Here is a 26933-nt window from a genome sequence, read left to right on the forward strand (position 1 = left end):
CCGCCGATTTCCAGCTCGGTACGATCGGCGCCGGCACCGGCGCGCTCACTTCGGGGCTGAAGGGCGGCCTCGGCTCGGCATCGACGCTGCTGGACAGCGGCGTCACCGTCGGTGCGCTGGCCGCCGTCAACCCGACCGGCTCGGTGAACACAGGCCGAACCCGTCATTTCTGGGCGGCACCGTTCGAAATCGGCAACGAATTCGGCGGTCTTGGCTATCCCTCGCCGATGCCGGACGAGGCGAAGCAGATTCTTTTGAAATACCGCGACAAGCATTTTGGCCAGCAGACGGAGACCGGCGGCAACACCACCATCGCGGTCATTGCCACCGATGCAGTGCTCACAAAGGCTGCTGCCAAGCGCCTGGCGATATCGGCGCATGACGGATTCGTCCGCGCCATCTGGCCGACACACACGCCGGCCGACGGCGACCTTGTGTTCGCGCTGGCGACGGGCGCAAGCGGCATCGAACTCTCCGCCGATGCGGCAATCGATCTCTATGCAGCGGCCGGCGCCACCATGGCGCGCGCCATCAGCCGCGGCGTGTTTGCCGCGACGCCTGCCGAAAACGATCTGTTTCCGGTTTGGTCGTCACGCTTGGGATGAGCGGAAGGCGTTGATCAGACCGGGTCGGACTTTTCTTCCTCGAACGTCACCGCGACGTCGGAATTCGCCGACAGCCAGACCTTCTTGTCGTCGACCTCGGCAATCAGGCTCAGAGGAATGTAATGATGATGGCCCTTGTGAGCGCCCTCGCCGCTATCGGCCTTGGTCAGCTTGATGCGCTGGCCGTCGACCTTGTCGACGGTGCCGACATGCACGCCATCGGCGCCGACGACTTCCATATGCTCGCGAATTTTGCTGGTGTCGGTCATGGTGGTTCTCCATTGGGACTGCCGACATTAACAAATGATGGGCCGATTGGATGCATCGGCTTTCGCACCGCACGACGTTTTGATTTCGTCGTGCTAGGGGATTGAGACGATCACGGGGGTGAAGACCGATGCGAATGCTCTTTCTGTTTGCCGTTGGCCTGCTTGCACAGTTTGCGACCTCGATCGCGGCTCATGCCGGCGATGTCGCCGAACTTGAAATCCTCGGCTTCACCAAGGACGGCGGCGTCTTCGCTTTCGAGGAATATGGCGTGCAGGATGGATCGGGCTTTCCCTATGCCAACCGCTATTACATCGACACCAGCACCGACAGCTTTCTGAAGGGCACGCCGATCCGGGTCCGGCTTGAGGACGAGAATGCCAAACTGGACGCAGCGCGCCTTCAGACCCGGCAAAAAGGCGAAACCATTGTCAGTCAGGCCGAGCTGAGCGCCAACCGCGGCATTACCGCGGGTTTCAACCCGGTGACCGAGCTTTCGGCCGATCCGCACCGGATGGCGGTCAACCCGCGCCCGATCTTCTCTCCGGTCGACCAGCCGCTCGAGTTCCGCCTCGATGAGCTCGGCATGAACAACACCGAGGGCTGCGAGAGTCAGGGCGAGATCAACGGCTTTCGGCTGCTGCGTATCGAGGCGCAGGATGGCGGCATGACCAAGCTGCTGCACGAGGACAAGTCGATACCGAAAAGCCGGGGTTGCCCGAACGGCTACCGCATCGGCGCTGTGCAGACCTTTTCCATGGACAGCCTCAGCGCCTATGCGGTGCTGATCGCGGTGCGCCAATATGGCTTCGAAGGGCCTGACTTTCGCTGGATAGCGGTGACCGGCCGGCTGTGACACCGTTTGCTCAACCCGCCAGGTGCGACCGTGCGCCGAGCCGCCTTCGCCGCGCCATACCGACGCCGCGCACAGCGCTTTTCGGCGCCTTGTTGTGGGCGGTGACGATGGGCGCCAGCGCGCTCGTCACCCTGTTTTTGGACGACTGGGAGACACCGGCGAAAATCCGCATTGTCACCATGCTGTTCGCGGCGGGAGCTGCGCTGGCCTTTCCGATTGGCCTGTTTGCAGCGCGGCTGGTTTCGCAGGGAAGGCGCTGGGAGGTCGCCTTCGCGGCGGCGTTCGTGTGCCTCGCTGCTGCGACGATCGGACTGACCGCTGGACTGTTTGCCCTGCAGTACCGCTCCTACTACGCCGAGTGGCATGCGCCTGCTTTCACCCGCACCTGGGTCCTCCAGTTCGTCTTCACGACGTTGATTGCGCTCTATCAGTTCGTGGTGCTGGGCATCCGGCTCTATTTTCCGCTGGGTTTCCTCGCCTTGTTTGCCGCGGGCGTCTGGTTTGCGCGCCGGCAGCGTTGAGCATTTTGCCCGGCTCTGTTAGGACGCGGGCAAACTTCTCGATACGTCAGGACTGACAGATGATCCCTCGCTATTCCCGGCCCGAAATGGTCGCCATCTGGTCACCCGAAACCCGGTTCCGCATCTGGTTCGAGATTGAAGCCTATGCGTGCGATGCGCTGGCCGAACTCGGCGTCATCCCCAGGCAAGCGGCCAAAACCATCTGGGAAAAGGGTGGTGCGGCGAAATTCGATGTCGAGGCGATCGACGAGATCGAGCGCGTCACCAAGCATGACGTCATCGCCTTCCTGACCCATCTCGCCGAATTCGTCGGACCGGACGCCCGCTTCATCCACCAGGGCATGACCTCGTCCGATGTTCTCGACACCTGCTTTGCGGTGCAGCTTACCCGCGCCAGCGACATCCTGCTCGCCGACATCGATGGTCTGCTTGCCGCGCTCAAGCGCCGCGCCTTCGAGCACAAGGACACCGTCACCATCGGCCGCAGCCATGGCATCCATGCCGAGCCGACCACCTTCGGCGTCAAGCTGGCGCAGGCCTATGCCGAATTCTCGCGCTGCCGCGAGCGGTTGGTGCACGCGCGGGAAGATATAGCGACATGCGCCATTTCGGGCGCGGTCGGCACCTTCGCCAACATCGACCCCTATGTCGAGGAGCATGTGGCTGCAAAGCTCGGCCTGAGGCCCGAGCCGGTATCGACGCAGGTGATCCCGCGTGACCGCCACGCCATGTTCTTCGCCACGCTCGGCGTCATCGCCTCGTCGGTCGAGCGGTTGTCGATCGAAATCCGGCATTTGCAGCGCACCGAGGTACTGGAGGCCGAAGAGTATTTTTCGCCGGGCCAGAAAGGCTCGTCGGCCATGCCGCACAAGCGCAACCCGGTGCTGACCGAAAATCTCACCGGCCTTGCCCGCATGGTGCGTTCCATGGCGCTGCCGGCGATGGAGAATGTGGCGCTCTGGCACGAGCGCGACATTTCGCACTCCTCGGTCGAGCGCATGATCGGACCCGACGCCACCGTGACGCTCGATTTCGCGCTGTCACGGCTGACCGGCGTCATCGACAAGCTGCTCGTCTACCCCGACAACATGTTGAAGAACATGAACAAGTTCCGCGGTCTCGTGCATTCGCAGCGCGTCATGCTGGCGCTGACGCAGGCCGGCCTGTCGCGTGAAGACTCCTACCGGCTGGTGCAGCGCAACGCCATGAGAGTGTGGGAGCAAGGCGCTGATTTTCTTGAGGAACTGTTGGCCGACAAGGAAGTGACCGCTGCGCTGCCGGAAGCCGAGATCCGCGAGAAATTCGACCTAGGCTATCACACCAAGCATGTCGACACGATTTTCAGGCGAGTGTTCGGCGAAGCCTGAGAGGCTTCCTTCTCCCCGTCACTATACGGGGAGAAGGTGCCGGCAGGCGGATGAGGGGCAGCGCCGACTTCGGCGACGATCGCACCCATTCACGCTTTGGCAATTTCACGACTTTGGCGCTGCCCCTCATTGCCCTGCCGGGCATTTCTCCCCGTATAGTGACGGGGAGAAAGACGCTCTCGCCAACCGGCAATCAAGCCTTGCCAGGCACGGTCCTGATCACCGTGCCCCACGGATCCTCACGGGTCGTCTCGCTGGTCACATTGTCCGAACGCATTTCGACCCAGGCAAGGCCCGACCGGCTCGGATCGCGGCGGCCGGCGCCTGAACTCTGCCAGGCGTTGGCGCCGATGTGGTGGTGATAGCCGCCGGACGACAGGAACACCGCCTGGCCGCCATATTTGGCCATGGTGTCGAAGCCGAATTCCTGGTTCCACCAGGCTTCGGCGTCTTCCGGCCTGCCGACGCGCAGGTGGACATGGCCGACTATGCTGTTTTCCGGTGCGCCCTGCCAGCCCGCATCGCCTGGGGGCACCTCGGCGACGACGGACGGGATGTTTAGCCGCTCTGTCGCCATGGCAATCTTGTCGCCATTCCACTTCCAGTCCTTTGGGAGGCGGTCGGCGTAGATCTCGATACCGTTGCCTTCGGGATCGGTCAGGTACAATGCTTCGCTGACCAGATGGTTGGAAGCGCCATCAGTGGCGATCTTGTTTGATATGGCGTGGTTGATCCAGCGGCCGAGGTCGGCACGGCTGGGCAGCAGGAAGGCTGTGTGGAACAGGCCGGCGCTGCGCGGATCATCCGGCTTGGCCGAAGGATCGGCCTCGATGACCAGCAACGGACGGTTGGCGGCGCCCAGCGTGATCGCCCCATCGGCGCGGCTCAGTTCCTGCAGACCGACGACGCTGCGATAATATGCGGCAAGGCTTTCCGCGTCGCGCGCCTTAAGCCCGACGCGGGCAACGCTGACCGGGGTGGTGGCGGCAAAAGGCAACTCGCTCATCAAATGCTCCGTTCGACCGGCCTGCGAAGAAGCTCCCAAAGCGAGAAGCCCCACTCCGCCGATCATTGTACGTCGTGTCAGTTCCACAGTCAGGGTTCCCGCGCACGGCTGTTTCTTTTCCTGACCACAGATCGTCCATCGGCATCGTTCACACAAGACGCGAAGAAGCGAACATGGTGTTCACTATTGTGATCAAAAGTGGCGTTCCTGCCGGTTGCACGAAGCGATGCCGCTCGCTATCTCAGCGCCATGAAGGTCAAGGAAGCAGATATCCTCATCGTACCGGGCTACACCAATTCCGGCCCCGACCATTGGCAGAGCCGCTGGCAGTCGAAGCTGTCGACGGCGCGCCGCGTCGAACAGGCGGAGTGGTCGAAGCCGGTGCGCGAGGACTGGACGGCGAGTGTCGCCAGAGCGGTCAACGAGGCCGAGCGGCCGGTCGTCCTGGTCGCGCACTCGCTCGGCGTCGCCGCGGCGGTGCAAGCCATTCCGCAGTTCCGCAAGCCCGTTGCGGGAGCCTTCTTCGTGGCACCGCCCGATGTTGCCAATCCCGAGATCAGGCCCAGGCACCTGATGACATTCGGCCCCTACCCGCGCGAGCCGCTGCCCTTTCCATCGATCGTGATCGCCAGCCGCAACGATCCGTTCTGCGCTTTCGAAGTCGCAGAGGATATCGCCGGCGCCTGGGGCTCGCTGTTCATCGATGCCGGCGAGACCGGTCATCTGAATCCGGATTCAGGTTTTGGTCCATGGCCCGAAGGTTCAATGACCTTCGCCAAATTCCTGACGGATTTGAAACCCTGAGCGCCTTTCAGGACCCGATCGAATCGCGGACACTCTTGATCAGCGTTTTTGCGCCAAGCCCGATCAGCGAATGCTCGGAGCCCATGGCCAGCAGGCGATAGCCCATCGACACGACACGGCCGGCAATTGCCGGCTCGACAACATAGATCGCCGCATGTTTGCCGGCCTTGCGGGTGCGCTCGGCAACCGATGCCACCGTCTCCATCATGCTTTCCAGCGTCGAATTGACCGTGGCGCCATTGCTCCAGGCGATCGAGAAATCCGACGGGCCGAGGAAGATGCCGTCGATGCCGGGCGTGTCGAGAATGCCATCGAGCGCATCGAGGGCCGCACGCGTCTCGACCATGGCGAAGGCCATGGTGCGCTGGTTGGTGTCGCGCAGCCAGTCGGCCTGGTCGCCTTGGCCGTGGCGCGGAAAAGCGTAAGTCGGGCCCCAGGAGCGCTCGCCGAGCGGTGGGTATTTCATGGCGGCGGCGAACAGTTTTGCGTCGGCAACCGAGTTCACCATCGGCGCGATGACCGCTTCGGCGCCGAAATCGAGCGCGCGGCTTGCCATGTCGAAACGGCCAACGGGAATGCGCACCAGCGCCGGCTTGCCGGTAGCGAGCACCGGCACCAGGCCACGCAGCACGCTGTCTTCGTGATGGCCGCCATGCTGCATGTCGAGCGTGACGGCATCGAAACCCTGCTTGGCGACGATCTCGACGGTCAAGGCATCCGGCACACCGGACCATGCGGTGAACAACGTTTCATCGGCCGCGAGGCGGGACTTCAGGGACATGGGCTCTTTCCTTGTTAGGACCGCAGTTTCAGCCGGAAACCGCAGCAAAGGCAAAGAAAAACCGCCCGGATTGGCCGGGCGGTCGATTGGTCCAGCGTATGGCCGCGGGATCAGCGCACGGCCCGGATCAGGTGTTCTTGATCTGCTCGATCGCCTGCGCCATCAGTTCGTCCATGGTGCGGCGGATCTGGTGGTCCGACTGCTCGACGCCGGCCGCATCGAAATCCCCACGGATCTTGCGGAACACGTCGTGGTCGCCGGCCTCTTCGATGTCGGAGATAACCACTTCCTTGGCATAGGCGTCGGCATCAGTGCCGGACTTTCCGAGCTTTTCGGCGGCCCACAGGCCGAGCGCCTTGTTGCGGCGCGCTGAGGCCTTGAACCGAAGCTCCTCGTCGAATGCGAATTTACGCTCAAAGCCCTCTTCGCGGTCTTTCATGCTGCTCATGGCGTCCCTCCGGGTCAAATTCGATTCGTTGGCAGTGAATATGTGCGTTGCCAAAGCACAAACCAAAAGGTCGCGGGCCGGTCAATACGCTTCATCGCATGCTGCGCTGCGGCATTTCAGTCCCGAAAGCGGTTGATTGGAAGGATTTGCCGATTGAGCAAACGATGTGATTGGGATAGACCCGGCATTGAACCCTACCGTAGCCGCACTATTTCAGGCAGACGGACAGGAAATGGTCTGATGCCGCCTGTCCGGAACCCCAGAGAAAAATCAGATGAAAAATCGCCGCCGCATTTATGAAGGCAAGGCCAAAATCCTCTATGAGGGACCCGAACCGGGCACGCTTATCCAGTTCTTCAAGGATGATGCAACCGCGTTCAACAAGAAGAAGCACGAGGTCATCGACGGCAAGGGCGTCCTCAACAACCGCATTTCCGAGTATATTTTCAACCATTTGAACCGCATGGGCATTCCGACCCACTTCATCCGCCGGCTCAACATGCGCGAGCAGCTGATCAAGGAAGTCGAGATCATTCCGCTCGAAGTGGTGGTGCGCAATGTCGCCGCCGGTTCGCTGTCCAAGCGGCTCGGCATCGAGGAAGGCACCGTTTTGCCGCGCTCGATCATCGAATTCTATTACAAGGCCGACGCGCTCGACGACCCGATGGTGTCGGAAGAGCACATCACCGCGTTCGGCTGGGCGAGCCCGCAGGAGATCGACGACGTCATGGCGCTGGCCATCCGCGTCAACGACTTCCTCTCCGGCCTGTTCATGGGCGTCGGCATCCAGCTCGTCGACTTCAAGATCGAATGCGGCCGCCTGTTCGAAGGCGACATGATGCGCATCGTCGTCGCCGACGAGATTTCGCCGGACTCCTGCCGCCTGTGGGACGTGGCGACGCAGGACAAGCTCGACAAGGATCGTTTCCGCCGCGACATGGGCGGCCTCGTCGAGGCCTACCAGGAAGTTGCCCGCCGCCTCGGCATCATGAACGAGAACGAGCCGCCACGCCCGACCGGCCCGGTGCTTGTCGCCTCGACCGACGGCCTCAAAGGCAAGCCGCACTGATCGCGGTTTGCGCCCCGATAGTCAGAACAGGAGCATGTCCAGCGTGATCAAGGCCCGCATTACCGTCACCCTCAAGAACGGCGTGCTCGACCCGCAGGGCAAGGCGATAGAACACGCATTGTCCGGCCTGGGCTTCGGCGGTGTCGGCACGGTGCGGCAGGGCAAGGTGTTCGACGTCGAGCTGGCGGAAAGCGACAAGGCCAAGGCCGAAGCGGACCTCAAGGCCATGTGCGACAAGCTGCTGGCGAATACGGTGATTGAGAACTACGCGGTGGAGATCGCCTAAATTGAAAGCAGCCGTCGTCCTTCTGCCTGGCCTCAACCGCGACCGCGACATGATTGCGGCGCTGACCAAGATTTCGGGAACGCCGCCGGTCACCGTCTGGCAGACCGACACCGAAATCCCCGATGTCGACCTGATCGCCATTCCGGGCGGATTTTCCTTCGGCGACTATCTGCGCTGTGGCGCGATCGCCGCGCGCATGCCGGTCATGCGGGCAGTGGCCGAAAAAGCGGCCGCGGGCGTCACGGTCATCGGCGTCTGCAACGGTTTCCAGATCCTGGTCGAGGCCGGCCTTTTGCCGGGCGCCTTGATGCGCAACACCTCGCTGAAATTCGTCTGCCGGCAGGTGAAGCTCGAGATCACCAATGCCAACACCATGTTCACGCGCCGCTATCAGCCGGGTCAGATCATCCGCTCGCCTGTCGCGCATCATGACGGCAATTATTTCGCCGACGCCGACACGCTTGCCCGTCTCGAAGGCGAAGGCCAGGTGGTGTTCCGCTATGCCGAGGGCACCAACCCCAACGGCTCGATCAACGACATTGCCGGCATCGTCAACAGCCAAGGCAATGTGCTCGGGCTGATGCCGCACCCGGAAAACCTGATCGAAGCAGCCCATGGCGGTACCGACGGCCGCGGGCTGTTCGAAAGCGCCCTCGGCATCGCCGCCTGACGTTATCGAAGCGAACAGCTTGAAAACAGCCGGACATTCCTGTCTCTTTGGAGCAAGTCTGGTTCATTGGGGAGAGAGACGGTCATGAAACTCTATTCGCGGCCGTTGTCGCCCTACTCGTCGATCGTGCGGGCATTGGCCTACATCAAGGACGTACCACTCAAGATCATCGCGCCGCCGCCCGGTTTTCCCATCCCGGAAGAGTTTCGCGCCATCTCGCGGATGAACCGGATTCCGGTTCTGATCACCGGCTCGGGCGAGACGATCGTCGAATCGGTGGTCATCGCCGAATATCTCGAGGAGCGGTTTCCGGAACCGGCGCTGCTGCCGCCTGATTCCAAGGATCGCGCGCTGGTGCGTATGTTCGCCCGCATCACCGATCTCGATGTGCTGACCCCGATGATGAAGCTTTTCGAGCTTCATTCCGTGCCGAAGCGCAACAATGCCGAGATCGACGCCCAGTCCGCCCGCCTGCATCATGGACTGGCGGCGATCGAGACGCGCATGGCGCAAGGGCCCTTCGCACTCGGCGACGACATCAGTTTCGCCGATGCCTGGCTGACGCCGACGCGGTTCATCTTCAACAATTTCCGCGCCATGACAGGACGCCACGACCTGCTCGACGCCTATCCCAAATTCGACGCCTACCAGCAGATCGCCTCGCAACACCCGGCATTGTCGCGGGTGTGGGGCGAGATGACCGATGGTTTGAAGATTTTTCTGTCCGAACTCGAGATGGGTGCAGCTTGATCAAGTCGAAGACGATCGCGCTGGTCGCCGCGGCGGGCTTTGTGCTGGCATCCTGCCAGTCGACGCCAAAAAGCACGCCTGTTCCCTCGGGCAAAAGCGCGGCGCTGCTGGCCATGGAACAAGTGGCGATCGCTGCCCATAAATGCTGGATCGCCAGCAAGGACCCGGCCTTCAAACCGTACCAGATGGCCAATGAGCTGAATTCGTTCAGCGGCACGCCGCGTTTCCTGCTGGTGCCGGCCAAGCACTATGGCGGCAAACCTTTGCTGGTCGTGCAGGCGCAAGGCAATTCTAGCCGCGTCGACGTCTTCGGACCGCTGATGAACGATCCGCTCGGCGCCCGCATCGGCTCGGACATTGCGCGCTGGCAGGCCGGCAATCCGGCCTGCGCCGCGACGGCCTAGCCCATGGGCCGGTTCCTGCAGATCGCGGGTCTGGTCATCGGTCTGGCCGGGCTCGTCCTGCAGTTCTGCATCAGCATCCCGGCGTCGATGGAAGCCGGCCGCAGCCTGCTTGGCTCCATCATTTTCGTCTTCAGCTTCTTCACCATCCTGACCAACATCGGCGCGGTGCTGGTTCATACCTCGCTGCTGTCGCCCTCCGGCTATGCGTGGTTGCCCGCCTTCGCCGGGCCGCGAATGCGCGCGGGCGTGGCGGTTTCGATCGCGCTGGTGTTCATCGTCTATGCCACGGTTCTGGCACGGCTCTGGCAGCCGCAGGGCCTGTTCCTGCTCTGCGACGTTCTCCTGCACTACGTCACGCCGGCGCTGTTCGTGCTGTGGTGGCTGATATCGGGCGCCGACGGCCGGACGCGCTGGAGCGACATGTCCTGGTGGGTGCTCTATCCCATCGCCTATCTGGTCTATGCGCTGGTGCGGGCGCCGCTTACCGGCGAGGTGCCCTACCCTTTCCTTGACGTTGCCAAGAATGGTGCGACCAGCGTCGCCATCTCGGCGCTGGCCATCACCGGACTTTTTCTCGTCCTGTGCGTGGTCGCCGTCCTTGCGGACCATGGCATTGCACGCACCAGGCCATCAAAACTCGGTTAGCCTTCAGTCCCAGAACGGCCTGATGCCCTCCCGGTGGGCATCGCAGCGCGTGACGCCGATATCCTTGAGCTGATCGTCGGTCATTTCCAGCAGCGCCAGCCGGCTGCGGCGGCGATCCAGCAGGTTGTCGACCCATCTTGCCAGCGACTTCAGTACGCGCACAAGGCGGCTGACAAAGCCGCGCTGAACCGACGGGCGTGTCGATTGGCCTGATAATGCAGCGCTCGAATGACGTATTGTCGCGATTGTATTCATTTTCTTTCTGCCAACGTTCTAAATTGTACCCTTTTTTGCACGAGACTGATATGTATTGACTCATGTACCGGTGCAATATAGAAAATTGTCACCATGACAAATTGGCTTCCAGATCTCACTGCCGGCTCCGGCCCGCTGTATCAGCGGCTGGCGGATTCCATCGAGACGGACATCGATCGGGGCGTGATCGATGCCGGCGCGAAGCTGCCGCCGCAGCGCGACCTCGCCTACGACATCGGCACCACCGTCGGCACGGTCGGCCGGGCCTATCAATTGCTGCGCGAGCGTGGGCTGGTGAGCGGCGAAGTCGGGCGTGGAACCTATGTGCTCGGCCAGCGCGCGAAGCCGGATTTTCCGGCTCCGGACGTCGGCGGCGAAGGCACACGCTATATCGATGCGCCTAAAGGCAAGCTGCGTTTCGACAGCACCGCAGCACCCGATATCGGCCAGGGCGACATTGTCGCCGGTGTCCTGTCGCGCACGGCGCAGGACCATCCGCATGAGATTTCGAGCTACACGCGGGATTTTCCCGACCGCTGGTACGAGGCCGGCGCCCGCTGGCTGGCACGCAACTCGTTTCGCCCGAATGCCGACACCATCGTCCCGACGCTCGGCACCCATGCTGCGGTGATGGCGGCGATCGCGGCGCTCACAATGCCTGGCGACTATGTTGCATTCGAGCACCTCACCTACTCGCAGATTTCCCGCAGCGCCGGCCTGATCGGCAGGCGCACCGCGCTGGTGGCGTCGGACGAGAAAGGCATCGATCCGCAGGATTTCGAGCGCGTCTGCGCGCAGAAGCATCCCAAGATGATCTTCCTGATGCCGACGGCGCAGAACCCGACGCTGGCCACCCTGTCGGCGGCGCGCCGCGAGGCGATCGCCCATGTCGCACGCGAATACAACGTCGTCCTCGTCGAGGACGACCTCTATGGCAATCTGACCGATGATCCGACACCATTGCTGGCCGAATATGCGCCTGAACGGACCATTGTCGCCGGCGGCCTGTCGAAGTCGGTCGCAGCCGGCGTGCGCGGCGGCTGGCTTTCCTGCCCGCCGGCCTACCGCCACCGCATCCGTGTTGCCCACAAGATGATGACCGGCGGCATGCCCTTCCTGCTGGCGGAGGTGAATACAAGGCTGGTTCTGTCAGGTCAGGCGGATGAGATACGCAAGCGCAGCATCGCCGAAATCGGCGCCCGCATCGCCATCGTGCGCGAGACTTTGGCCGGCTTCGCGTTCAAGTCGCATGACAGGGTGCCCTTTGTCTGGCTGACCCTCCCCGACCCCTGGCTTTCCGGCACCTTCAAGAACGCCTGCCTTGAGCACGGCGTGCTGATCGACGACGAGGACGAATTCAAGGCCGGCCGTTCCGAGCAGGTTTTCCATGGCGTCCGCTTTGGCGTTTCGCAGCCGAGACAGCGCGGGGATATCGCTGAAGGCGTTGCGGTGATCCGGCGACTTCTCGATGAAGGCCGCGCCGGCTACGACAGCTTCTCCTGACGCTGCGTGGCTTTGTCCGGTTTTCCGTCGTTTTTCGTCAATCCATGGGTGTATCGGCCGCAAGGCTTGCGATAAGACGGGACTCAAAATCCCAACGTCCCGGATAAAAATCGCCGCCCATGACCATTTCCAATTCCGTGCCGATCACCCCCGAGCTCATTGCCTCACACGGGCTCAAGCCCGACGAGTATCAGCGCATCCTCGATCTTGTCGGGCGCGAGCCGAGCTTCACCGAACTCGGCATTTTCTCGGCGATGTGGAATGAGCACTGCTCCTACAAATCCTCGAAGAAGTGGCTGCGCACGCTGCCGACCACCGGTCCGCAAGTCATCCAGGGGCCGGGCGAGAATGCCGGCGTGGTCGACATCGGCGATGGCGACTGCGTCGTCTTCAAGATGGAGAGCCACAATCACCCGTCCTACATCGAGCCCTACCAGGGTGCGGCGACCGGCGTCGGCGGCATATTGCGCGACGTCTTCACCATGGGCGCGCGGCCGATCGCGGCGATGAATGCGCTGCGCTTCGGCTCGCCTGACCATCCCAAGACCCGGCATCTCGTTTCAGGCGTGGTTTCCGGCGTCGGCGGCTATGGCAACGCCTTCGGCGTGCCGACGGTCGGCGGCGAGGTCAATTTCGACGCCCGCTACAACGGCAACATCCTGGTCAACGCTTTTGCCGCAGGCCTTGCCAAGACCGATGCGATCTTCCTGTCCGAAGCCAAGGGCGTCGGCCTGCCGGTCGTCTATCTCGGCGCCAAGACCGGCCGCGACGGCGTCGGCGGCGCCACCATGGCTTCGGCCGAATTCGACGACAAGATCGATGAGAAGCGCCCGACAGTGCAGGTCGGCGATCCCTTCACCGAAAAGTGCCTGCTGGAAGCCAGCCTCGAACTGATGGCCTCGGGCGCCGTCATCGCCATCCAGGACATGGGTGCGGCCGGCCTCACCTGCTCGGCGGTCGAAATGGGCGCCAAGGGCGACCTCGGCATCGAACTCGATCTCGACAAGGTGCCGGTGCGCGAAGAGCGCATGAGCGCCTACGAGATGATGCTGTCGGAAAGCCAGGAGCGCATGCTGATGGTGCTGCGCCCGGAAAAGAAAAAGGAAGCCGAGGCGATCTTCCACAAATGGGGGCTCGACTTCGCCATCGTCGGCAAGACCACCGACGATCTGCGCTTCCGCGTGCTGCACCAGGGCGACGAGGTCGCCAACCTGCCGATCAAGGATCTCGGCGACAAGGCTCCGGAATATGATCGGCCGTGGACCGAGCCGAAGAAGCCGGCGCCGCTGGCCGCCAATGACGTTCCGCAAGCCGGCGTGGCAGACGCGCTGCTGAAGCTGCTCGGCGGTCCGGATCTCTCCTCGCGCCGCTGGGTCTGGGAACAGTATGACACGCTGATCCAGGGCAATTCGCTGCAGCTTCCAGGCGGCGATGCCGGTGTGGTCCGGGTCGAAGGCCATGCGACCAAGGCGCTCGCCTTCTCGTCCGACGTGACGCCGCGCTATTGCGAGGCCGACCCCTATGAGGGCGGCAAGCAGGCGGTGGCCGAATGCTGGCGCAATTTGACCTCCACCGGCGCTCTGCCGCTGGCCGCAACCGACAACCTCAATTTCGGCAACCCGGAACGGCCCGAGATCATGGGCCAGCTGGTCGGCGCGGTGAAAGGCATAGGCGACGCCTGCCGCGCGCTCGGCTTCCCGATCGTCTCCGGCAATGTCTCGCTCTACAACGAGACCAACGGCCAGGGCATCCTGCCAACCCCGACCATCGGCGGCGTCGGGCTGATCGCCGATTGGTCGAAGATGGTGCGGATCGGCTTTGCGGCCGAGGGCCAGATGATCCTGCTGGTCGGCGCGCCGGCGTCCTGGGGAACGCATCTTGGCCAATCGGTCTATTTCAGGGACATCCACGGTCGCACGGACGGCCCGCCGCCGCCGGTAGACCTCGATCACGAAAAGCGCGTGGGCGACCATGTGCGCGCTCTCATCGCATCCGGCATCGTCACGGCTGCGCATGACGTTTCCGATGGCGGTGTCGCCGTTGCACTTGCCGAAATGACGATGGCGTCCGGCATCGGCGCCACCGTTCCCGGGCTTGTCGGCACCGACCCGATCCCGGTCTGGTTCGGCGAGGATCAGGGCCGTTATCTCCTGACGTTGTCGATCGATCCGGATAGTGACGAATGGGACGCCATTCGCAAGCAGCAGAGCGAGCTTGGCATCTTCGCGCCGTGGATCGGCTCCACAGGCGGCAGCGCGCTGAAGCTTGGCGACGCCAGGGCAATCCCGGCCAGCGAACTCTCCGCGGCCCACGAAGGCTGGTTCCCGCGCTTCATGGATCAGGCCAGTTGACCAGAGCATGATCCCGAAAAGTGGAAGCCGGTTTTCGGAAAAGATCATGCTCAATCATAGGGAACTGGCTGCCCGGGCGCTGCTTGCAGTCGTTTTCTGGCCGTCGCTGTTCTTCTTCTGGTTCCTGGGACCGTTCTTCTTTTTCCTGCTGTCGACGACCTCGAGCGAGATTTGTATGCGGCTGGAAACGCGCGTGCAATTCCTTGCCGCGGCCAACGGCGCCATCCCGATGCTGGCGCTGCAGAACCTCCTCTATGCAATTCCGATCGTGTGCCTGGTGGTTTGGGGCCGCCTTGCGCCGGATCCGGCACGGGCAAGGCATATCGTCACCTGCATCAAGCTTTTCGCCGGCGCGTTGGTCGTAGGCGCGTTGTGGGAGTACGGCTCGTCACTCATCTGCGACGGCTATGGCCAGGGGTTCTTCTCGCCAGCTTGGCAAATGACGAGCTATCTCCCCATTGTCAGCCTCGTGCTCAACGTGCCGCTCTATGTGCTGGCCTTCAGCCTTGGCCGCGCTTTCTCGACACGCGAGGACGTTGCCGAGGATGAAGCAAGCCCACCGGCCTAGTCTTTCTCTGAAGCCGTCTGGCCGTCTTGCCGTTGGTGGGACAGAACGGCTTCAATCCGGACAGGAAAGGCTTTAGGCTCGCCCGACTCTCATCTTATGGCCGGCTACCGGCCGCTCGAAACAGGATTTTGCCATGGCAATGGATGCCCACGACATCGAAAGACTGATCAAGGACGGCATTCCGGACGCCAAGGTGACGATCCGCGATCTCGCCGGCGACGGCGACCACTATGCGGCCGAGGTGGTGGCCGAGAGCTTTCGGGGGAAAAGCCGCGTCCAGCAGCACCAGATGGTCTATGACGCGCTGAAAGGGAATATGGGCGGCGTGCTGCATGCGCTGGCCTTGCAGACCAGCGTTCCGGACTGACCCTTAGCGCTTGGCCCAACACGGCCCATCCTTTGCGCCATTTCAGCCACGGCGCGGCTAACGTCTTGTTTCGAGCAATCGTTGGGTTTATTTGAAGGGTATGTTTCGAGCCTGACTCCCACAGGCGGGAAAGGATATTCCATGAGCGGTATCAACGACTACATCGACAATGAAGTGAAGGGCAACGACGTCGTCCTTTTCATGAAGGGCACGCCCGGTTTCCCGCAATGCGGATTTTCCGGCCAGGTCGTCCAGATCCTCGACTATATCGGCGCCGACTACAAAGGCGTGAACGTTCTGGACTCGGCTGAATTGCGCCAGGGCATCAAGGAATACTCCAACTGGCCGACGATCCCTCAGCTCTACGTCAAGGGCGAATTCGTCGGCGGCTGCGATATCATCCGCGAGATGTTCCAGGCGGGCGAGTTGCAGACATTCCTCGTCGAAAAGGGCGTCAGCGTCAAAGGCGCCGCCTGATTTCTGTTTTGTGCATGTTGCCATCCGAAGGCGATTTTGATTTTCGGGGTCATGCACCAAGGCGTCGGGGGCACCTCGGCAATTTTCATGTCCTGAACCCAGGACCAGGACGAGCCAATGCGCCGGCCCGCCGGCGCATTTTCGTTTGAAAGATCGGACTTGCCGTGGACCAGCCAAAACCAGCGCCGCAATCGGCAAGCAAACTGCCCATTCCGCGCTGGGAGTTCATCGCTCTGTGCGCGGCGCTGATGGCGCTGAACTCGCTGGCCATCGATATCATGCTGCCGGCACTGCAGCAGATCGGCGCCTCGCTTGGCGTCGAAAATGAAAACCACCGGCAGTACGTCATAACGGCCTACATTCTGGGCTTCGGCGGCGGACAGCTGTTCTTCGGGCCGATCTCGGATCGCTTCGGGCGTCGCGCGCCGCTGGTGGCCGGGCTGGTGATCTACGTCGCCGCGGCCGCGGCTGCCGCCATTGCACCAACCTTTGAAACACTTCTGCTGTGCCGGGCCGTGCAAGGCATCGGTGCAGCCGCGACCCGCGTCATCGCCGTCTCGATCGTGCGCGATACGTTCGACGGCCGGCGCATGGCCGAGGTGATGTCGCTGATCTTCATGGTGTTCATGGCCATACCCGTCATTGCTCCCGGCATCGGCCAGTTCATCATGCTGTTTGCGACCTGGCATTGGATCTTCGTCACCATGGCCGTCGGTGCGCTCTTCGTCTCGGCCTGGTCGCTGCTGCGCCTTCCTGAAACGCTGCATCCCGAACATCGCCGGCCGCTGACACTCAACTCCATTGTCGGCGGGTTCCGCATCGTTCTCACCAACCGCATTGCGATCTGCTATGCCTTCGCCAGCACCTTCATTTTCGGCGCCATGTTCGGCTTCATCGCTTCGGCGCAGCAGATCTATGTCGACATTTTCAAAGTCGGCGAGATGTTCCCGGTCATCTTCGCAGGCGTCGCGGGCGTGCTCGCCTTCTCCAACTTTCTGAATTCGCGTCTTGTCGGCCGCATCGGCATGCGCCGCCTGTCGCAAAGCGCGCTGCTGCTGTTCCTGGTCATCAGCCTTGCCTGGCTGGTGGTCTCGCTGGAAATGAAGATGCCGCTCTGGCTGTTCATCACCTTCTTTGCCTGCGCCATGCTTCCGTTCGGTGCGCTCGGCGCGAACTTCAACGCGCTGGCCATGGAGCCGCTCGGCCAACTGGCCGGCACGGCGTCGTCGATCCTCGGTTTCATGCAGACGTTTCTCGGCGGCATTCTCGGCACACTGATCGGCCAGGCCTTCAACGGCACGGTGACGCCGCTGGCCGCCGGCTTCTGCAGCGTCTCGGTCGCGGCGCTGCTGATGATTTTCATCGCAGAGCGCGGCAAGATGTTCCAGCCGCAGAACCCGCCCGTTTCAGGGCACATCACCGACTTGCATTAGGACTGACCTTCAAGAGCTGCCGTGAACCGAGGGGCAAGCATACGCCCCGCAATTGCTCCACCCATGCTGTCCGAAAAGGGCAATGGCAGAGCTTCATCGAGCGCCTTGAGGATTGAGGCCAGGAAGGCCCGGCTGCGCTGGGCATCGGTTCCCAGATCGGAATATGTGGCGCGAGGTTTGCCGATCAATGTGCCGTTGCGGCGAAGCGAGAACCGCAACGTGAGGGACATGCCGGCAGTTCCTGGTGGCGGTTTCCAGCAGGCATAGATAGCGTCCGACATCTCCTTTATCGTATCGACGGGATCGGGACTGCGACAGCTGCGCTCCTGCGATCTTGCTTCCAGGGAACTGGCAAACAAGACGGCGACAAGAGCCGCCGCGACAAATGCGAACCGAGGTTTCATTCGAGAGCCTCCGGATTTGCGCGCGATCATACAGCTCTTTCCGCTGGCCGCAGGAATTGATCCTATTGCGCCCAGAGCTCGCGACGCAATTCGTGCCAGCTTTCCTGGTCTGGCGCGACAAGCAGGCCGCCGCCGAGATGCGAGGGCAGATAGGCGCTGCCATCGAAGCGCGCCGCATGGCCGCCGGCCTCGGCATGAATCAGAACGCCGGCCAGATGATCCCACGGCATCAGTTTGTTGTAGACGACGAAGTGGGCATGGCCGCTCGCCAGCAGGCGGTATTCGTGCGCCGCGCAGCGATAGGCGAACTGCGACAGGATCTTGGTCTGGTTGCGCGCCAGCCGCGACCGCTCCGGCTCGGGCATGTATTGCCAGGAGACGGAGCCGGTCATTTCCGAGATCGGCGCGGGTGCCGCTACATGCACCTTCTCGATGCTGCCATGCGCATGCCGGATATGGCTGCCGGCGCCCCTGGCGCCAATCAGCCAGTCCTTGCCGACGGGATCGTGGATGATGCCGGCGACGGTCTCGCCCTTGACCACGACCGCCAGCATGACGCCGAACAAAGGCACGCCGGAGGCGAAGTTGAAAGTGCCGTCGACCGGGTCGATGACGAAAGCCAGATCGGCATCGCCCAACCCGTTTAACAGCGCCGGATTGTCGGAACAGGCCTCCTCGCCGACGACCATCGCTGAGGGATAACGCTCGCGCAGCCTGGCGGTAATGAGCCGCTCGGCGCTGACGTCGGCTTCGGTCACCAGGTCGGCGGCCGAGGTCTTCTGCCTGATATCGCCATCGCCCAACCGGCGAAAGCGCGGCATGATCTCGGCCATTGCGGCGTCGGACAGAAGGCCAGCGAGCCAGTCGATCGCGGTGTCGTCAAATGTCATCGGAAATGTCTTGCCTGGTGGTGAGGGTTTCATTGAGCGCCGCGAAATCGAACAGTTTTCTGTCGAGCAGATGCGATGGCCTGCTGTTCGACAGCGCGCGCAGCATCGTATCCTTGCGGCCCGGCATGCGCTTTTCCAGGTCCTCGAGCATCGTCTTCATGGCATTGCGCTGAAGACCTTCCTGGCTGCCGCAGAGGTCGCAGGGAATGATCGGGAATTGCATGGCGGCAGCGAATTTTTCCAGATCGGCCTCGGCGCAGTAGCTCAGCGGCCGCAACACCATGACGTCGCCGTCATCGTTGAGCAGCTTTGGCGGCATGGCGGCGAGACGGCCGCCATGGAAGAGGTTCATGAAGAAGGTTTCGAGAATGTCCTCGCGATGGTGGCCGAGCACCAGCGCCGAGCACCCCTCCTCGCGCGCAATGCCGTAGAGATGGCCCCGCCTGAGACGCGAACAGAGCGAGCAATAGGTGCTGCCCGCAGGCAGCTTGTCGGTGACGACGGAATAGGTGTCCTGATATTCGATGCGATGCGGGATGGCGTATCTGTCGAGATAGTCCGGCAGGATATGTTTGGGGAAATTCGGCTGGCCCTGGTCGAGATTGCAGGCCAGCAAGTCGACCGGCAGCAGCCCGCGCCATTTGAGGTCGAGCAGCACCGCGAGCAGGCCGTAGGAATCCTTGCCGCCCGACAGGGCAACGAGCCAGCGCTGGCCGGGCTTGACCATCGAGAAATCCTCGATCGCCTGCCGGGTCAGCCGCAACAGCCGCTTGCGCAATTTGTTGAACTCGACCGAGGACGGCACGTCGGCGAACAGCGGATGGAAGCCGCCTTCGCTGTCGGCGACCGGTTCGAGCGTTTCGATGTCTGGAAGCATGTTCATGGCATGTCGCTTTCAGTGGCCCAGAGCGCCGGATTAGCGGACATGACCGACAAAGAAAAGGCCGCCTCGACGGGCGGCCTTCGCAGGATGTCTCAGAATGCGCTGGTTTAGCGCGAATAGAATTCGACGACCAGGTTCGGTTCCATCTGCACGGCGAACGGAACGTCCGCCAGACCGGGGATGCGCGAGAAGGTCGCGACCATCTTGTTGTGATCGGCTTCGATGTAGTCCGGCACGTCGCGCTCGGCGAGACCGACCGCTTCCAGAACGATGACCAGCTGCTTGGACTTTTCGCGCACTTCGACGACATCGCCCGGCTTGCAGCGGTACGAGCCGATGTTGACCCGCTTGCCGTTGACGTTGACGTGGCCGTGGTTGACGAACTGACGGGCGGCGAAAATGGTCGGCACGAACTTGGCGCGGTAGACGACCGCGTCGAGACGCGATTCGAGCAGGCCGATCAGGTTCTCCGAGGTGTCGCCCTTGCGGCGGTCAGCCTCTTCATAGACCTTGCGGAACTGCTTTTCCGAAACGTCGCCATAGTGACCCTTCAGCTTCTGCTTGGCGCGCAGCTGCAGGCCGAAATCGGAAAGCTTGCCCTTGCGGCGCTGGCCATGCTGGCCGGGACCGTATTCACGCTTGTTGACCGGGGACTTCGGGCGGCCCCAGATGTTTTCGCCGAGACGGCGGTCGATCTTGTACTTCGCGGATTCGCGCTTGCTCATCGCATTCCCTTTTCAAAACAAACACACCCGGAACCTCATGGTCCGGGTGAAGGAAACGCGCCCTCCTCTGGCCTCCGTTTTCGAGACCTGACAGGGTTTTCCCACGCAACGCGGCGGAAAACCCACGGGACACGTCAGTTCAAACAAGATAGTAGAATTGGATTTCCACGCATCTTGCGCACATAAAGAAAACCACCGGGCATTGCGGCCCGGTGTTGGTGCGCTGATTAAACGGAGATTTAACCGGTGTCAAGCTTGTGGCTGGCGTAGGCCGTGGCGACGATATAGCGTCTCTGGGTTGAGTACAGTGCCGGATGTGGCGGGAGGTTGCGCCAGCGGCATCAGGAAGGGACCGGAGCAGAGGAGCTACATTCGCATGAAGAAATTCTTCCTTACCCTGACAGGGGCCGCTGTGTTGGCGGGATCCATGGCGGTCATGACACCGGAGCCGGCGGAGGCCAGGCATTGGCAAGGGCACCGGCATCACCAGGCTTGCCGCATCGTGATCAAGAAGAAGGTTATCTGGCGGCACGGCCACAAGAAGGTCATCCGCTACAAGATCAAGCGCTGCAGCGGGCGCTGGTAGGCTCCTACCGGTCTCAGGCGGCCGACATCATTTCAAAGCCCGCGGTTTTGGCCGCGGGCTTTTTGATTCCGGTTCGTGTTCTTCGGCGTTTCCGTTAAACGGCGAACCGCTTTAGTCTTTCGACTTCTTCTCCGGCAGGCCCTTGCGCTTCGTCTCGGCGAATTCCTCGAGCTGCTTTTCACTCATCGATTCGTACATTCCCTTGGAAGCGCCCTGGAGTTCGCTCTTCTTCGTTTCGCCGCGCTTGGCCGACAGGGCAGCGCCGGCGGCTTTCTGCTGGGCTTTCGAAGTGGCTGGCATCGTGCTTCTCCTTTGCTGTCAGGAGAAACGCCGCGCTTCCACGGTAGTTCCGTGGCCGGCGGCTCAGCTTGGTGCTAACCATCAGGCGATCGGTTTTTGGCGATTTTCGTTGGCGACCTTCCCGTGTCCGGGGCGCCAGTGTAGGACGGCGGCATGAAATCACTGACCGATCCCTCCCAAGCGCTCTCCACCGGCCTGGCTAAAATCCGAACCGAATTCCGCGTGCCGGATGGATTTCCGGCAGCCGTAATGGCGGCCGCGGAGGCGGCGGCCAAACGTGTGCCCAGCCAGCACGCCGATCGAACGGCGATGCCCTTCGTCACGCTCGATCCGGCTGCTTCCACCGATCTTGATCAGGCGTTCTCAATCGAGGCGAGCGGCAGCGATCTTCTGCTGCATTATGCCATTGCCGACGTAGCCTGGTTCGTCGAGGACGGCGACGCGATCGATCTCGAGGCCTGGACGCGGGGCGAGACGCTTTACTTGCCGGACGGCAAGGCCGGTCTCTACCCGCCGGCACTTGCCGAAGATGCGGCGAGCCTGTTGCCGGATGGACCGCGTCCAGCGGTCATCTTCACCGTTCGGGTCGCCGGGGACGGTCTGGTGAAATTGGACGGCGCGGAGCGGGCAATCATTCAAAGCCGCGCCAAGCTTGCCTACGACAGCGTACGGGCCTCCGATGTCCCGGCCGACTTCGCCGAAATGGCGCGGCGCATGGCTATGAACGAAAAGGGTCGTGGCGCGTCCCGCGTCGACCCGCCCGAGCAGGAGGTGGAAAGGCTGGCCGATGGCACATTCCGGCTTTCGTTCAGACCGCTGCTGCAATCCGAGCAAGACAACGCCGCGCTTTCGCTGGCTGCCAACATGGCGATTGCCGACGCCATGCTTGCGCATCATACCGGGTTGTTCCGTGTGATGTCGGAGCCAGATGCGTTCAAGGTGCAAAGACTGCGCAACGCGGCACAGGCTCTGCGACTGTCTTGGCCGACCTCCACCAGCTTGCGCGACTATCAGCGGACCCTTGACCCGGCCGATCCGCAACAGGCGGCGCTGATGCTGGAAATCCGCCATGCAAGCCCTGGCGCATCTTACCAACCCTACAAAGAAGGGGTTGTCCCCTGGCATGAGGCGATGGCTGCGACCTATGCTCATGCAACCGCGCCGCTCAGGCGACTGGCCGATCGCTACGTCGTGCGCTGCGCGCTGGCTATCGCCAACGGCCAGCCCGTGCCGCAGGCCGTCACCGATGCATTCACTGGATTGCCGAAGGTGATGGGACGTGCAGATAGCCGCGCGTCGCAGATCAACCATGCGGCCATCGACCTTGCCGAGGCGGTCATGCTCAGGGGACGTGAGGGAGAGACGTTCAAGGCCGTCGTGACCGACGTCAACCATGGCGTACGCGTCCAGCTTGCCGATATGCCTGTCGTGGCCAATTTGAAGGCCGACGGGCTCGAACAGGGTGATGGCCTGACGCTAAGGTTGGTCTCGGCCGATCCGGATCAACGCAGCATCGTATTCGAACCTGCCTGAACGGCAGACGTTCCGGTCACGGCCTAGCGCACGACCAGTCCAAAGCCCTGCATCAGCCGGCTGGTAGCGAAGTCCACCTTGCCGGAGGTGAAGACGGCGATGTCTGGCTCGCCCATCGGCAGTGGTCCATCGACCGGCGCCAGCAGCGACATGGCGCGGCGGGCGATCGCTTCGGCCGGGTCGATCCAGTCGACTGGCCAGGGCGCGGTCTTGCGCATGCGATTGGCCAGGAACGGATAATGGGTGCAGCCGAGCACCACGATGTCGGTGCGGGCGCCGTCCTTCTCGACAAAGCATGGCGCGATCTCCTCGCGCACGATCTCCTCGTCAACGAACCCCTGGCGCATGTAGATCTCGGCCAGCGGCGCCAGCCTGTCCGAGCCGACCAGCCGCACGTGGCATTTCTGCGCCCATTTGCTGATCAGGTCGCGCGTGTATTGACGCTTGACCGTGCCGGGCGTTGCCAGCACCGAGACGAGCCCGGAGCGGGTGCGTTCCGCCGCCGGCTTGATCGCCGGCACCGTGCCGACAAAGGGATGACCGGGGAATTTCTGGCGCAGCGCGTCAATCACCAGCGTCGACGCCGTGTTGCAGGGAATGACCGAAATCTCGGGCCGGAATTTCTCCAGCAGCATGCCGAACAGGCCAAGGATATGGGCGTTAAGGGCCGGCTCCTCCCAGGCGCCATAGGGGAAAGCGGCATCGTCGGCGACATAGACAAAGCGGCGGTCGGGCATCAGCACGCGCGCCTCGCGCAGCACGGTAAGCCCGCCGATGCCCGAATCGAACATCAGGATCGGCCGCTCAGTCATTGTCGGTGCCCTTGCCGCCAAGCGGCGGTATGTCATCGTCCTTGCCGGTGTCGGCAAGGCGTGCCGCTTCCGCCTTGCGGGCACGCGCGGCGGCTGCGGGCAAGCGCCGTGGATCATCGCCAGGGGAACCGTCGCCGCGCGGCATCGCCGGCGAAAACCTGTCGAGCGACGAGATGATGCCGCGCAGCACCTTGAGCTCCGGTTCGGCAAAACCGGCGCGCGTCAGCACCGCACGCAGATTGTCGATCATTTTCGGCTTCTTCGGTGCCGGCCGGAAATAGCCGCGCGCTTCCAGTGCGCCTTCGAGATAGGCGAACAGGCCGTGCAATTCTTCCTTGCTTGCCGGTTTCATGTCCGGGCCGGAAAAATTGGTCTTGGTCTCGTCTTCCAGGCCGGACTTCATCCATTCGTAGGACATCAGAAGTGCTGCCTGGGCGATGTTGAGCGAGGAGAAATCGGGATCGACCGGGAAAGTGACGATCTCGTCGGCAAGACCGACTTCGTCATTGTAAAGGCCGAAGCGTTCGCGTCCGAACAGGATACCGGTGCGCTGGCCCATCACGTGGCGCGCCCGCAGCAGCCTGCCCGCTTCCACCGGCCCGCGCACGGATTTGAAGCCGTCGCGCTGCCTGGCCGTGGTGGCGAAGACGAAGTTCAGGTCGGCGAGCGCCGAGGCCAGATCGTCGAAGACGGTGACAGCGTCGATGACATGATCGGCGCGGCTGGCCGCCGCGCGTGCCTTCTCGCTTGGCCAACCATCACGCGGGTTGACCAGGCGCAGCTCCGACAGCCCGAAATTGGCCATGGCGCGCGCGACCATGCCGATGTTCTCGCCAAGCTGAGGCTCGACGAGGATGATCGCCGGGCCGGCGACTGCAATGCTATCGGGATCTTTGATGATGGGCATGATTGTCAATGAACTGCTGTTTGCGGCATTTCAGCGTCCCCTGCCATATTCGGCCGGGAAAATGAAGCATTCGCAAATGACGACGGCTCTGGCCTCCAATTCGTGACCGATCGCCGTTTGCGTGGCCAAAAGCGCTTTGATATACGGGCGACATCTCCCGGCCCAACGCCACGCGGGCAAGGCCGTCCCATATCCCAGCAACGAGGCATTCTTTCATGGCGAAGATCAAGGTGGCGAACCCGGTCGTCGAACTCGACGGCGACGAGATGACCCGCATCATCTGGCAGTTCATCAAGGACAAGCTGATCCACCCTTATCTCGACCTCAAGCTTGAATATTACGACCTCGGCATCGAGCACCGCGACGCCACCAACGACCAGGTGACCATCGATTCGGCCAACGCCATCAAGAAACACGGCGTCGGCGTGAAATGCGCGACGATCACCCCCGACGAACAGCGCGTCGAGGAGTTCAAGCTGAAGAAGATGTGGAAGTCGCCGAACGGCACCATTCGCAACATCCTCGGCGGCACCATCTTCCGCGAGCCGATCATCATGAAGAACGTGCCGCGCCTGGTGCCCGGCTGGACCAAGCCGATCATCGTCGGCCGCCATGCCTTCGGCGACCAGTACCGCGCCACCGATTTCCGCTTCCCCGGCAAGGGCAAGCTGACCATCAAGTTCGTCGGTGAAGACGGCCAGGTGATCGAGCACGACGTCTACGACGCGCCCGGCGCCGGTGTCGCCATGGCCATGTACAATCTCGACGATTCGATCCGTGAATTCGCCCGCGCCTCGCTGAACTATGGCCTGCTGCGCAACTATCCGGTCTATCTGTCGACCAAGAACACCATCCTCAAGGCCTATGACGGCCGCTTCAAGGACATCTTCCAGGAGGTCTACGAGGCCGAGTTCGAGGCCGAATTCAAGTCGAAGAAGCTGTGGTACGAGCACCGCCTGATCGACGACATGGTGGCCTCCGCCCTGAAATGGTCGGGCGGCTATGTCTGGGCCTGCAAGAACTATGATGGCGACGTGCAGTCCGACACGGTCGCGCAAGGTTTCGGCTCGCTCGGCCTGATGACATCGGTGCTGATGACGCCGGACGGCAAGACCGTGGAAGCCGAAGCCGCGCATGGCACCGTCACCCGCCATTATCGCCAGCATCAAAAGGGCGAGGAAACCTCGACCAACTCGATCGCCTCGATCTTCGCCTGGACGCGTGGCCTCACGCATCGCGCCAAGCTCGACGACAATGCCGAGCTGAAGCGCTTTGCCGAGACGCTGGAAAAGGTCTGCATCCAGACGGTCGAGTCAGGCTTCATGACCAAGGACCTGTCTCTGCTGATCGGCCCCGACCAGCCCTGGCTGTCGACCACCGGTTTCCTCGACAAGATCGACGAGAATTTGCAGAAGGCGATGGCATAAAGCATGTCGCCCAGGCTTACTTTGATCTAGATCTGGGTACGCGGCAGCATCAAACTAAAGATAAAAACTTGAGGCGTATGGAGCGGTGAGCTTGTCATCCACGGATGGGCATGACTAAAATCTAAGCCAAACAGGTGGATGTAAATGGCCGTGTGGTTCGATCAGCAAGAACGGCTTAAGACTGCCAAGGGCAAGGAGCTTTTGGATTCCATGCCGAAGTATGAGGGACAAGCTGCAAATGTCGCTCCCGCGCCGACGAACCTTGGAGGCAAGATCACGCTCGTCATCGGGGATGATGGCAGGCCCGTTGCAAAGATAAAAGAGTAGATCGTTATCCGCAGCGGTCATAGATTCAACACCACATCGCCGGGCAAGCCCATCGTCTACGGCGCGGACTACAGCGTTTATGTACGCATCGTCCGCCTCGCACTTGCGGAAAAAGGCATCGACTACGAGCTTGTGCCGGTCGATGTCTTTGCCGCCGAGGGCGTTCCCGCCTGGTATTTCGAGCATCATCCGTTCGGCCGCATCCCGGCCTTCGAGCATGACGGGTTTCGGCTGTTCGAGACGAGCGCAATTGCCAGATATGTCGACGAGGCATTCGACGGGCCGAGCCTTCAGCCAACGGAGTCTCGCGACCGGGCGCGGATGAACCAGATGATCGGCATGCTCGACGCCTATGGCTACCGCGCGATGGTCTGGGATGTCGCGGTGGAGCGGCTGGAAAAGGCTGAGCCGGATGAGGAATTGATCGCCGGCGGCTTTGCTCAGGCAGAGACCGTGCTGAAAGTACTGACCTCCCTGAAGGCCCAAGGACCATGGCTGGTTGGCGAGCAATTGACGCTGGCCGATCTGCATGCCGCTCCGATCATTGCCTATTTCGTCAAGGTCAGCGAGGGGCAAAAGCTGCTGGCCGAGTTCCCTGATATCCGGGACTGGTATGCGCGCATTGCGGCTCGGCCGAGCTTCGTGCGAACTGAAAAAGTCGGCTGATAAGAGACGTCCGCGGGACAGCGCCCCCCTCTGTCCTGCC

The 26933-nt window shown here is 62.2% G+C and carries 34 protein-coding genes; 22 read left to right on the forward strand and 12 right to left on the reverse strand.

Annotated elements, in window-relative coordinates; all coding sequences use genetic code 11:
• A partial coding sequence (locus tag EN943_RS15400; RefSeq protein WP_206522760.1) for a P1 family peptidase occupies nt 1–605 on the forward strand: 605 nt, incomplete at its 5' end.
• Nucleotides 606–619: 14 nt separating this feature from the next.
• Here EN943_RS15400 and EN943_RS15405 read toward each other — a convergent pair.
• Nucleotides 620–874 carry a DUF2171 domain-containing protein gene (locus EN943_RS15405; protein ID WP_127413257.1) on the reverse strand — a complete coding sequence of 85 codons (255 nt, stop codon included), beginning with the start codon at nt 872–874 and terminating at the stop codon, nt 620–622.
• 128 nt (nt 875–1002) lie between these two features.
• Here EN943_RS15405 and EN943_RS15410 point away from each other — a divergent pair, with 128 nt between their 5' ends.
• From EN943_RS15410 to purB, 3 genes are all read left to right on the forward strand, one after another.
• Nucleotides 1003–1728, forward strand: coding sequence for a DUF2259 domain-containing protein (locus EN943_RS15410; RefSeq protein ID WP_127413259.1), 726 nt, complete (start codon nt 1003–1005; stop codon nt 1726–1728).
• A 107-nt stretch (nt 1729–1835) separates the two neighbouring features.
• On the forward strand, nt 1836–2249 hold the full coding sequence (locus EN943_RS15415; RefSeq protein WP_127413261.1) for a hypothetical protein: 414 nt from the start codon (nt 1836–1838) through the stop codon (nt 2247–2249).
• Nucleotides 2250–2308: 59 nt separating this feature from the next.
• A complete protein-coding gene (purB, locus tag EN943_RS15420; RefSeq protein WP_127413262.1) occupies nt 2309–3616 on the forward strand; it encodes an adenylosuccinate lyase in 1308 nt (435 codons plus the stop codon).
• 193 nt (nt 3617–3809) lie between these two features.
• Here purB and EN943_RS15425 read toward each other — a convergent pair whose 3' ends face one another.
• Nucleotides 3810–4622 (reverse strand): VOC family protein, encoded by an 813-nt coding sequence (locus EN943_RS15425; RefSeq protein ID WP_127413264.1) that lies wholly within the window; start codon nt 4620–4622, stop codon nt 3810–3812.
• A gap of 249 nt (nt 4623–4871) precedes the next feature.
• On the opposite strand from EN943_RS15425, the gene EN943_RS15430 reads away from it, so the two are divergent.
• Entirely contained in the window at nt 4872–5426 is a 555-nt protein-coding gene (locus EN943_RS15430) for an alpha/beta hydrolase (RefSeq protein ID WP_127413289.1), read from the forward strand.
• 7 nt (nt 5427–5433) lie between these two features.
• Here EN943_RS15430 and EN943_RS15435 read toward each other — a convergent pair whose 3' ends face one another.
• The gene (locus EN943_RS15435; RefSeq protein WP_027036971.1) at nt 5434–6207 is read right to left on the reverse strand and encodes an HpcH/HpaI aldolase/citrate lyase family protein; all 774 of its coding nucleotides are present in this window, start codon (nt 6205–6207) and stop codon (nt 5434–5436) included.
• A 127-nt stretch (nt 6208–6334) separates the two neighbouring features.
• Nucleotides 6335–6655: a DUF1476 domain-containing protein gene (locus EN943_RS15440; protein ID WP_127258312.1), complete on the reverse strand. Its 321-nt coding sequence runs from the start codon at nt 6653–6655 to the stop codon at nt 6335–6337.
• 274 nt (nt 6656–6929) lie between these two features.
• Here EN943_RS15440 and purC point away from each other — a divergent pair, with 274 nt between their 5' ends.
• From purC to EN943_RS15470, 6 genes are all read left to right on the forward strand, one after another.
• Nucleotides 6930–7724, forward strand: a complete 795-nt coding sequence (purC, locus tag EN943_RS15445; protein WP_013532127.1) for a phosphoribosylaminoimidazolesuccinocarboxamide synthase — start codon at nt 6930–6932, stop codon at nt 7722–7724.
• A gap of 43 nt (nt 7725–7767) precedes the next feature.
• Nucleotides 7768–8010, forward strand: a complete 243-nt coding sequence (gene purS / locus EN943_RS15450; RefSeq protein ID WP_027162361.1) for a phosphoribosylformylglycinamidine synthase subunit PurS — start codon at nt 7768–7770, stop codon at nt 8008–8010.
• Nucleotide 8011: 1 nt separating this feature from the next.
• Nucleotides 8012–8680 carry a phosphoribosylformylglycinamidine synthase subunit PurQ gene (purQ, locus tag EN943_RS15455; protein WP_023810341.1) on the forward strand — a complete coding sequence of 223 codons (669 nt, stop codon included), beginning with the start codon at nt 8012–8014 and terminating at the stop codon, nt 8678–8680.
• An 84-nt stretch (nt 8681–8764) separates the two neighbouring features.
• Nucleotides 8765–9430, forward strand: coding sequence for a glutathione S-transferase family protein (locus tag EN943_RS15460; protein ID WP_127413266.1), 666 nt, complete (start codon nt 8765–8767; stop codon nt 9428–9430).
• Complete coding sequence (locus EN943_RS15465; RefSeq protein ID WP_023810339.1) at nt 9427–9834, forward strand: hypothetical protein; 408 nt, start codon at nt 9427–9429, stop codon at nt 9832–9834. The genes EN943_RS15460 and EN943_RS15465 overlap by 4 nt, the downstream gene beginning before the upstream one ends.
• Nucleotides 9835–9837: 3 nt before the next feature.
• Nucleotides 9838–10479 carry a Pr6Pr family membrane protein gene (locus EN943_RS15470; protein WP_127413267.1) on the forward strand — a complete coding sequence of 214 codons (642 nt, stop codon included), beginning with the start codon at nt 9838–9840 and terminating at the stop codon, nt 10477–10479.
• 3 nt (nt 10480–10482) lie between these two features.
• On the opposite strand, the gene EN943_RS15475 is transcribed toward EN943_RS15470, so the two are convergent.
• A complete protein-coding gene (locus tag EN943_RS15475; RefSeq protein ID WP_127413269.1) occupies nt 10483–10734 on the reverse strand; it encodes a DUF1127 domain-containing protein in 252 nt (83 codons plus the stop codon).
• A 93-nt stretch (nt 10735–10827) separates the two neighbouring features.
• Between EN943_RS15475 and EN943_RS15480 the strand changes: the two genes are divergently transcribed.
• From EN943_RS15480 to EN943_RS15505, 6 genes are all read left to right on the forward strand, one after another.
• On the forward strand, nt 10828–12237 hold the full coding sequence (locus tag EN943_RS15480; protein WP_127413270.1) for a PLP-dependent aminotransferase family protein: 1410 nt from the start codon (nt 10828–10830) through the stop codon (nt 12235–12237).
• Nucleotides 12238–12356: 119 nt separating this feature from the next.
• A complete protein-coding gene (gene purL / locus EN943_RS15485; protein WP_127413272.1) occupies nt 12357–14588 on the forward strand; it encodes a phosphoribosylformylglycinamidine synthase subunit PurL in 2232 nt (743 codons plus the stop codon).
• Nucleotides 14589–14634: 46 nt separating this feature from the next.
• Nucleotides 14635–15156 (forward strand): hypothetical protein, encoded by a 522-nt coding sequence (locus EN943_RS15490; RefSeq protein ID WP_127413274.1) that lies wholly within the window; start codon nt 14635–14637, stop codon nt 15154–15156.
• Between the two features lie 133 nt (nt 15157–15289).
• Nucleotides 15290–15523: a BolA family transcriptional regulator gene (locus EN943_RS15495; RefSeq protein WP_127413275.1), complete on the forward strand. Its 234-nt coding sequence runs from the start codon at nt 15290–15292 to the stop codon at nt 15521–15523.
• Between the two features lie 141 nt (nt 15524–15664).
• On the forward strand, nt 15665–16000 hold the full coding sequence (gene grxD, locus EN943_RS15500) for a Grx4 family monothiol glutaredoxin (protein WP_006332883.1): 336 nt from the start codon (nt 15665–15667) through the stop codon (nt 15998–16000).
• 209 nt (nt 16001–16209) lie between these two features.
• Entirely contained in the window at nt 16210–17433 is a 1224-nt protein-coding gene (locus tag EN943_RS15505; protein WP_164778209.1) for a multidrug effflux MFS transporter, read from the forward strand.
• On the opposite strand, the gene EN943_RS15510 is transcribed toward EN943_RS15505, so the two are convergent.
• The 4 genes from EN943_RS15510 to rpsD all read right to left on the reverse strand — a co-directional run bounded on the left by EN943_RS15510 (nt 17430) and on the right by rpsD (nt 20335).
• Nucleotides 17430–17837 (reverse strand): hypothetical protein, encoded by a 408-nt coding sequence (locus EN943_RS15510; protein WP_127413291.1) that lies wholly within the window; start codon nt 17835–17837, stop codon nt 17430–17432. The two genes, EN943_RS15505 and EN943_RS15510, sit on opposite strands and share 4 nt — an antisense overlap.
• Nucleotides 17838–17899: 62 nt before the next feature.
• The gene (locus tag EN943_RS15515; RefSeq protein ID WP_127413278.1) at nt 17900–18727 is read right to left on the reverse strand and encodes an inositol monophosphatase family protein; all 828 of its coding nucleotides are present in this window, start codon (nt 18725–18727) and stop codon (nt 17900–17902) included.
• Nucleotides 18717–19592, reverse strand: a complete 876-nt coding sequence (gene ttcA, locus EN943_RS15520) for a tRNA 2-thiocytidine(32) synthetase TtcA (RefSeq protein WP_206522762.1) — start codon at nt 19590–19592, stop codon at nt 18717–18719. The genes EN943_RS15515 and ttcA overlap by 11 nt, the downstream gene beginning before the upstream one ends.
• Before the next feature lie 125 nt (nt 19593–19717).
• Nucleotides 19718–20335 carry a 30S ribosomal protein S4 gene (rpsD, locus tag EN943_RS15525; RefSeq protein ID WP_023759539.1) on the reverse strand — a complete coding sequence of 206 codons (618 nt, stop codon included), beginning with the start codon at nt 20333–20335 and terminating at the stop codon, nt 19718–19720.
• 376 nt (nt 20336–20711) lie between these two features.
• On the opposite strand from rpsD, the gene EN943_RS15530 reads away from it, so the two are divergent.
• Nucleotides 20712–20921, forward strand: a complete 210-nt coding sequence (locus tag EN943_RS15530) for a hypothetical protein (protein ID WP_127293487.1) — start codon at nt 20712–20714, stop codon at nt 20919–20921.
• 111 nt (nt 20922–21032) lie between these two features.
• On the opposite strand, the gene EN943_RS15535 is transcribed toward EN943_RS15530, so the two are convergent.
• On the reverse strand, nt 21033–21221 hold the full coding sequence (locus EN943_RS15535; RefSeq protein ID WP_023810328.1) for a DUF3008 family protein: 189 nt from the start codon (nt 21219–21221) through the stop codon (nt 21033–21035).
• Between the two features lie 153 nt (nt 21222–21374).
• Between EN943_RS15535 and EN943_RS15540 the strand changes: the two genes are divergently transcribed.
• A complete protein-coding gene (locus EN943_RS15540) occupies nt 21375–22754 on the forward strand; it encodes an RNB domain-containing ribonuclease (RefSeq protein WP_127413282.1) in 1380 nt (459 codons plus the stop codon).
• 23 nt (nt 22755–22777) lie between these two features.
• Here the strand turns inward: EN943_RS15540 and murI are convergent, their stop codons facing one another.
• Together murI and EN943_RS15550 are read right to left on the reverse strand one after the other, a co-directional pair.
• Nucleotides 22778–23566, reverse strand: a complete 789-nt coding sequence (murI, locus tag EN943_RS15545) for a glutamate racemase (protein WP_027036988.1) — start codon at nt 23564–23566, stop codon at nt 22778–22780.
• Nucleotides 23559–24473: an RNA methyltransferase gene (locus EN943_RS15550; protein ID WP_127413283.1), complete on the reverse strand. Its 915-nt coding sequence runs from the start codon at nt 24471–24473 to the stop codon at nt 23559–23561. The genes murI and EN943_RS15550 overlap by 8 nt, the downstream gene beginning before the upstream one ends.
• A 215-nt stretch (nt 24474–24688) precedes the next feature.
• On the opposite strand from EN943_RS15550, the gene EN943_RS15555 reads away from it, so the two are divergent.
• The 3 genes from EN943_RS15555 to EN943_RS15565 all read left to right on the forward strand — a co-directional run bounded on the left by EN943_RS15555 (nt 24689) and on the right by EN943_RS15565 (nt 26893).
• Nucleotides 24689–25900: an NADP-dependent isocitrate dehydrogenase gene (locus tag EN943_RS15555; RefSeq protein WP_127413285.1), complete on the forward strand. Its 1212-nt coding sequence runs from the start codon at nt 24689–24691 to the stop codon at nt 25898–25900.
• Nucleotides 25901–26044: 144 nt separating this feature from the next.
• Nucleotides 26045–26227 (forward strand): hypothetical protein, encoded by a 183-nt coding sequence (locus tag EN943_RS15560; protein ID WP_127413286.1) that lies wholly within the window; start codon nt 26045–26047, stop codon nt 26225–26227.
• Between the two features lie 6 nt (nt 26228–26233).
• A complete protein-coding gene (locus tag EN943_RS15565; protein ID WP_127413288.1) occupies nt 26234–26893 on the forward strand; it encodes a glutathione S-transferase family protein in 660 nt (219 codons plus the stop codon).
• Nucleotides 26894–26933 lie beyond the last annotated feature (40 nt).

This window comes from Mesorhizobium sp. M7A.F.Ca.US.006.01.1.1, from assembly GCF_003997935.1.
Lineage (GTDB): Bacteria > Pseudomonadota > Alphaproteobacteria > Rhizobiales > Rhizobiaceae > Mesorhizobium.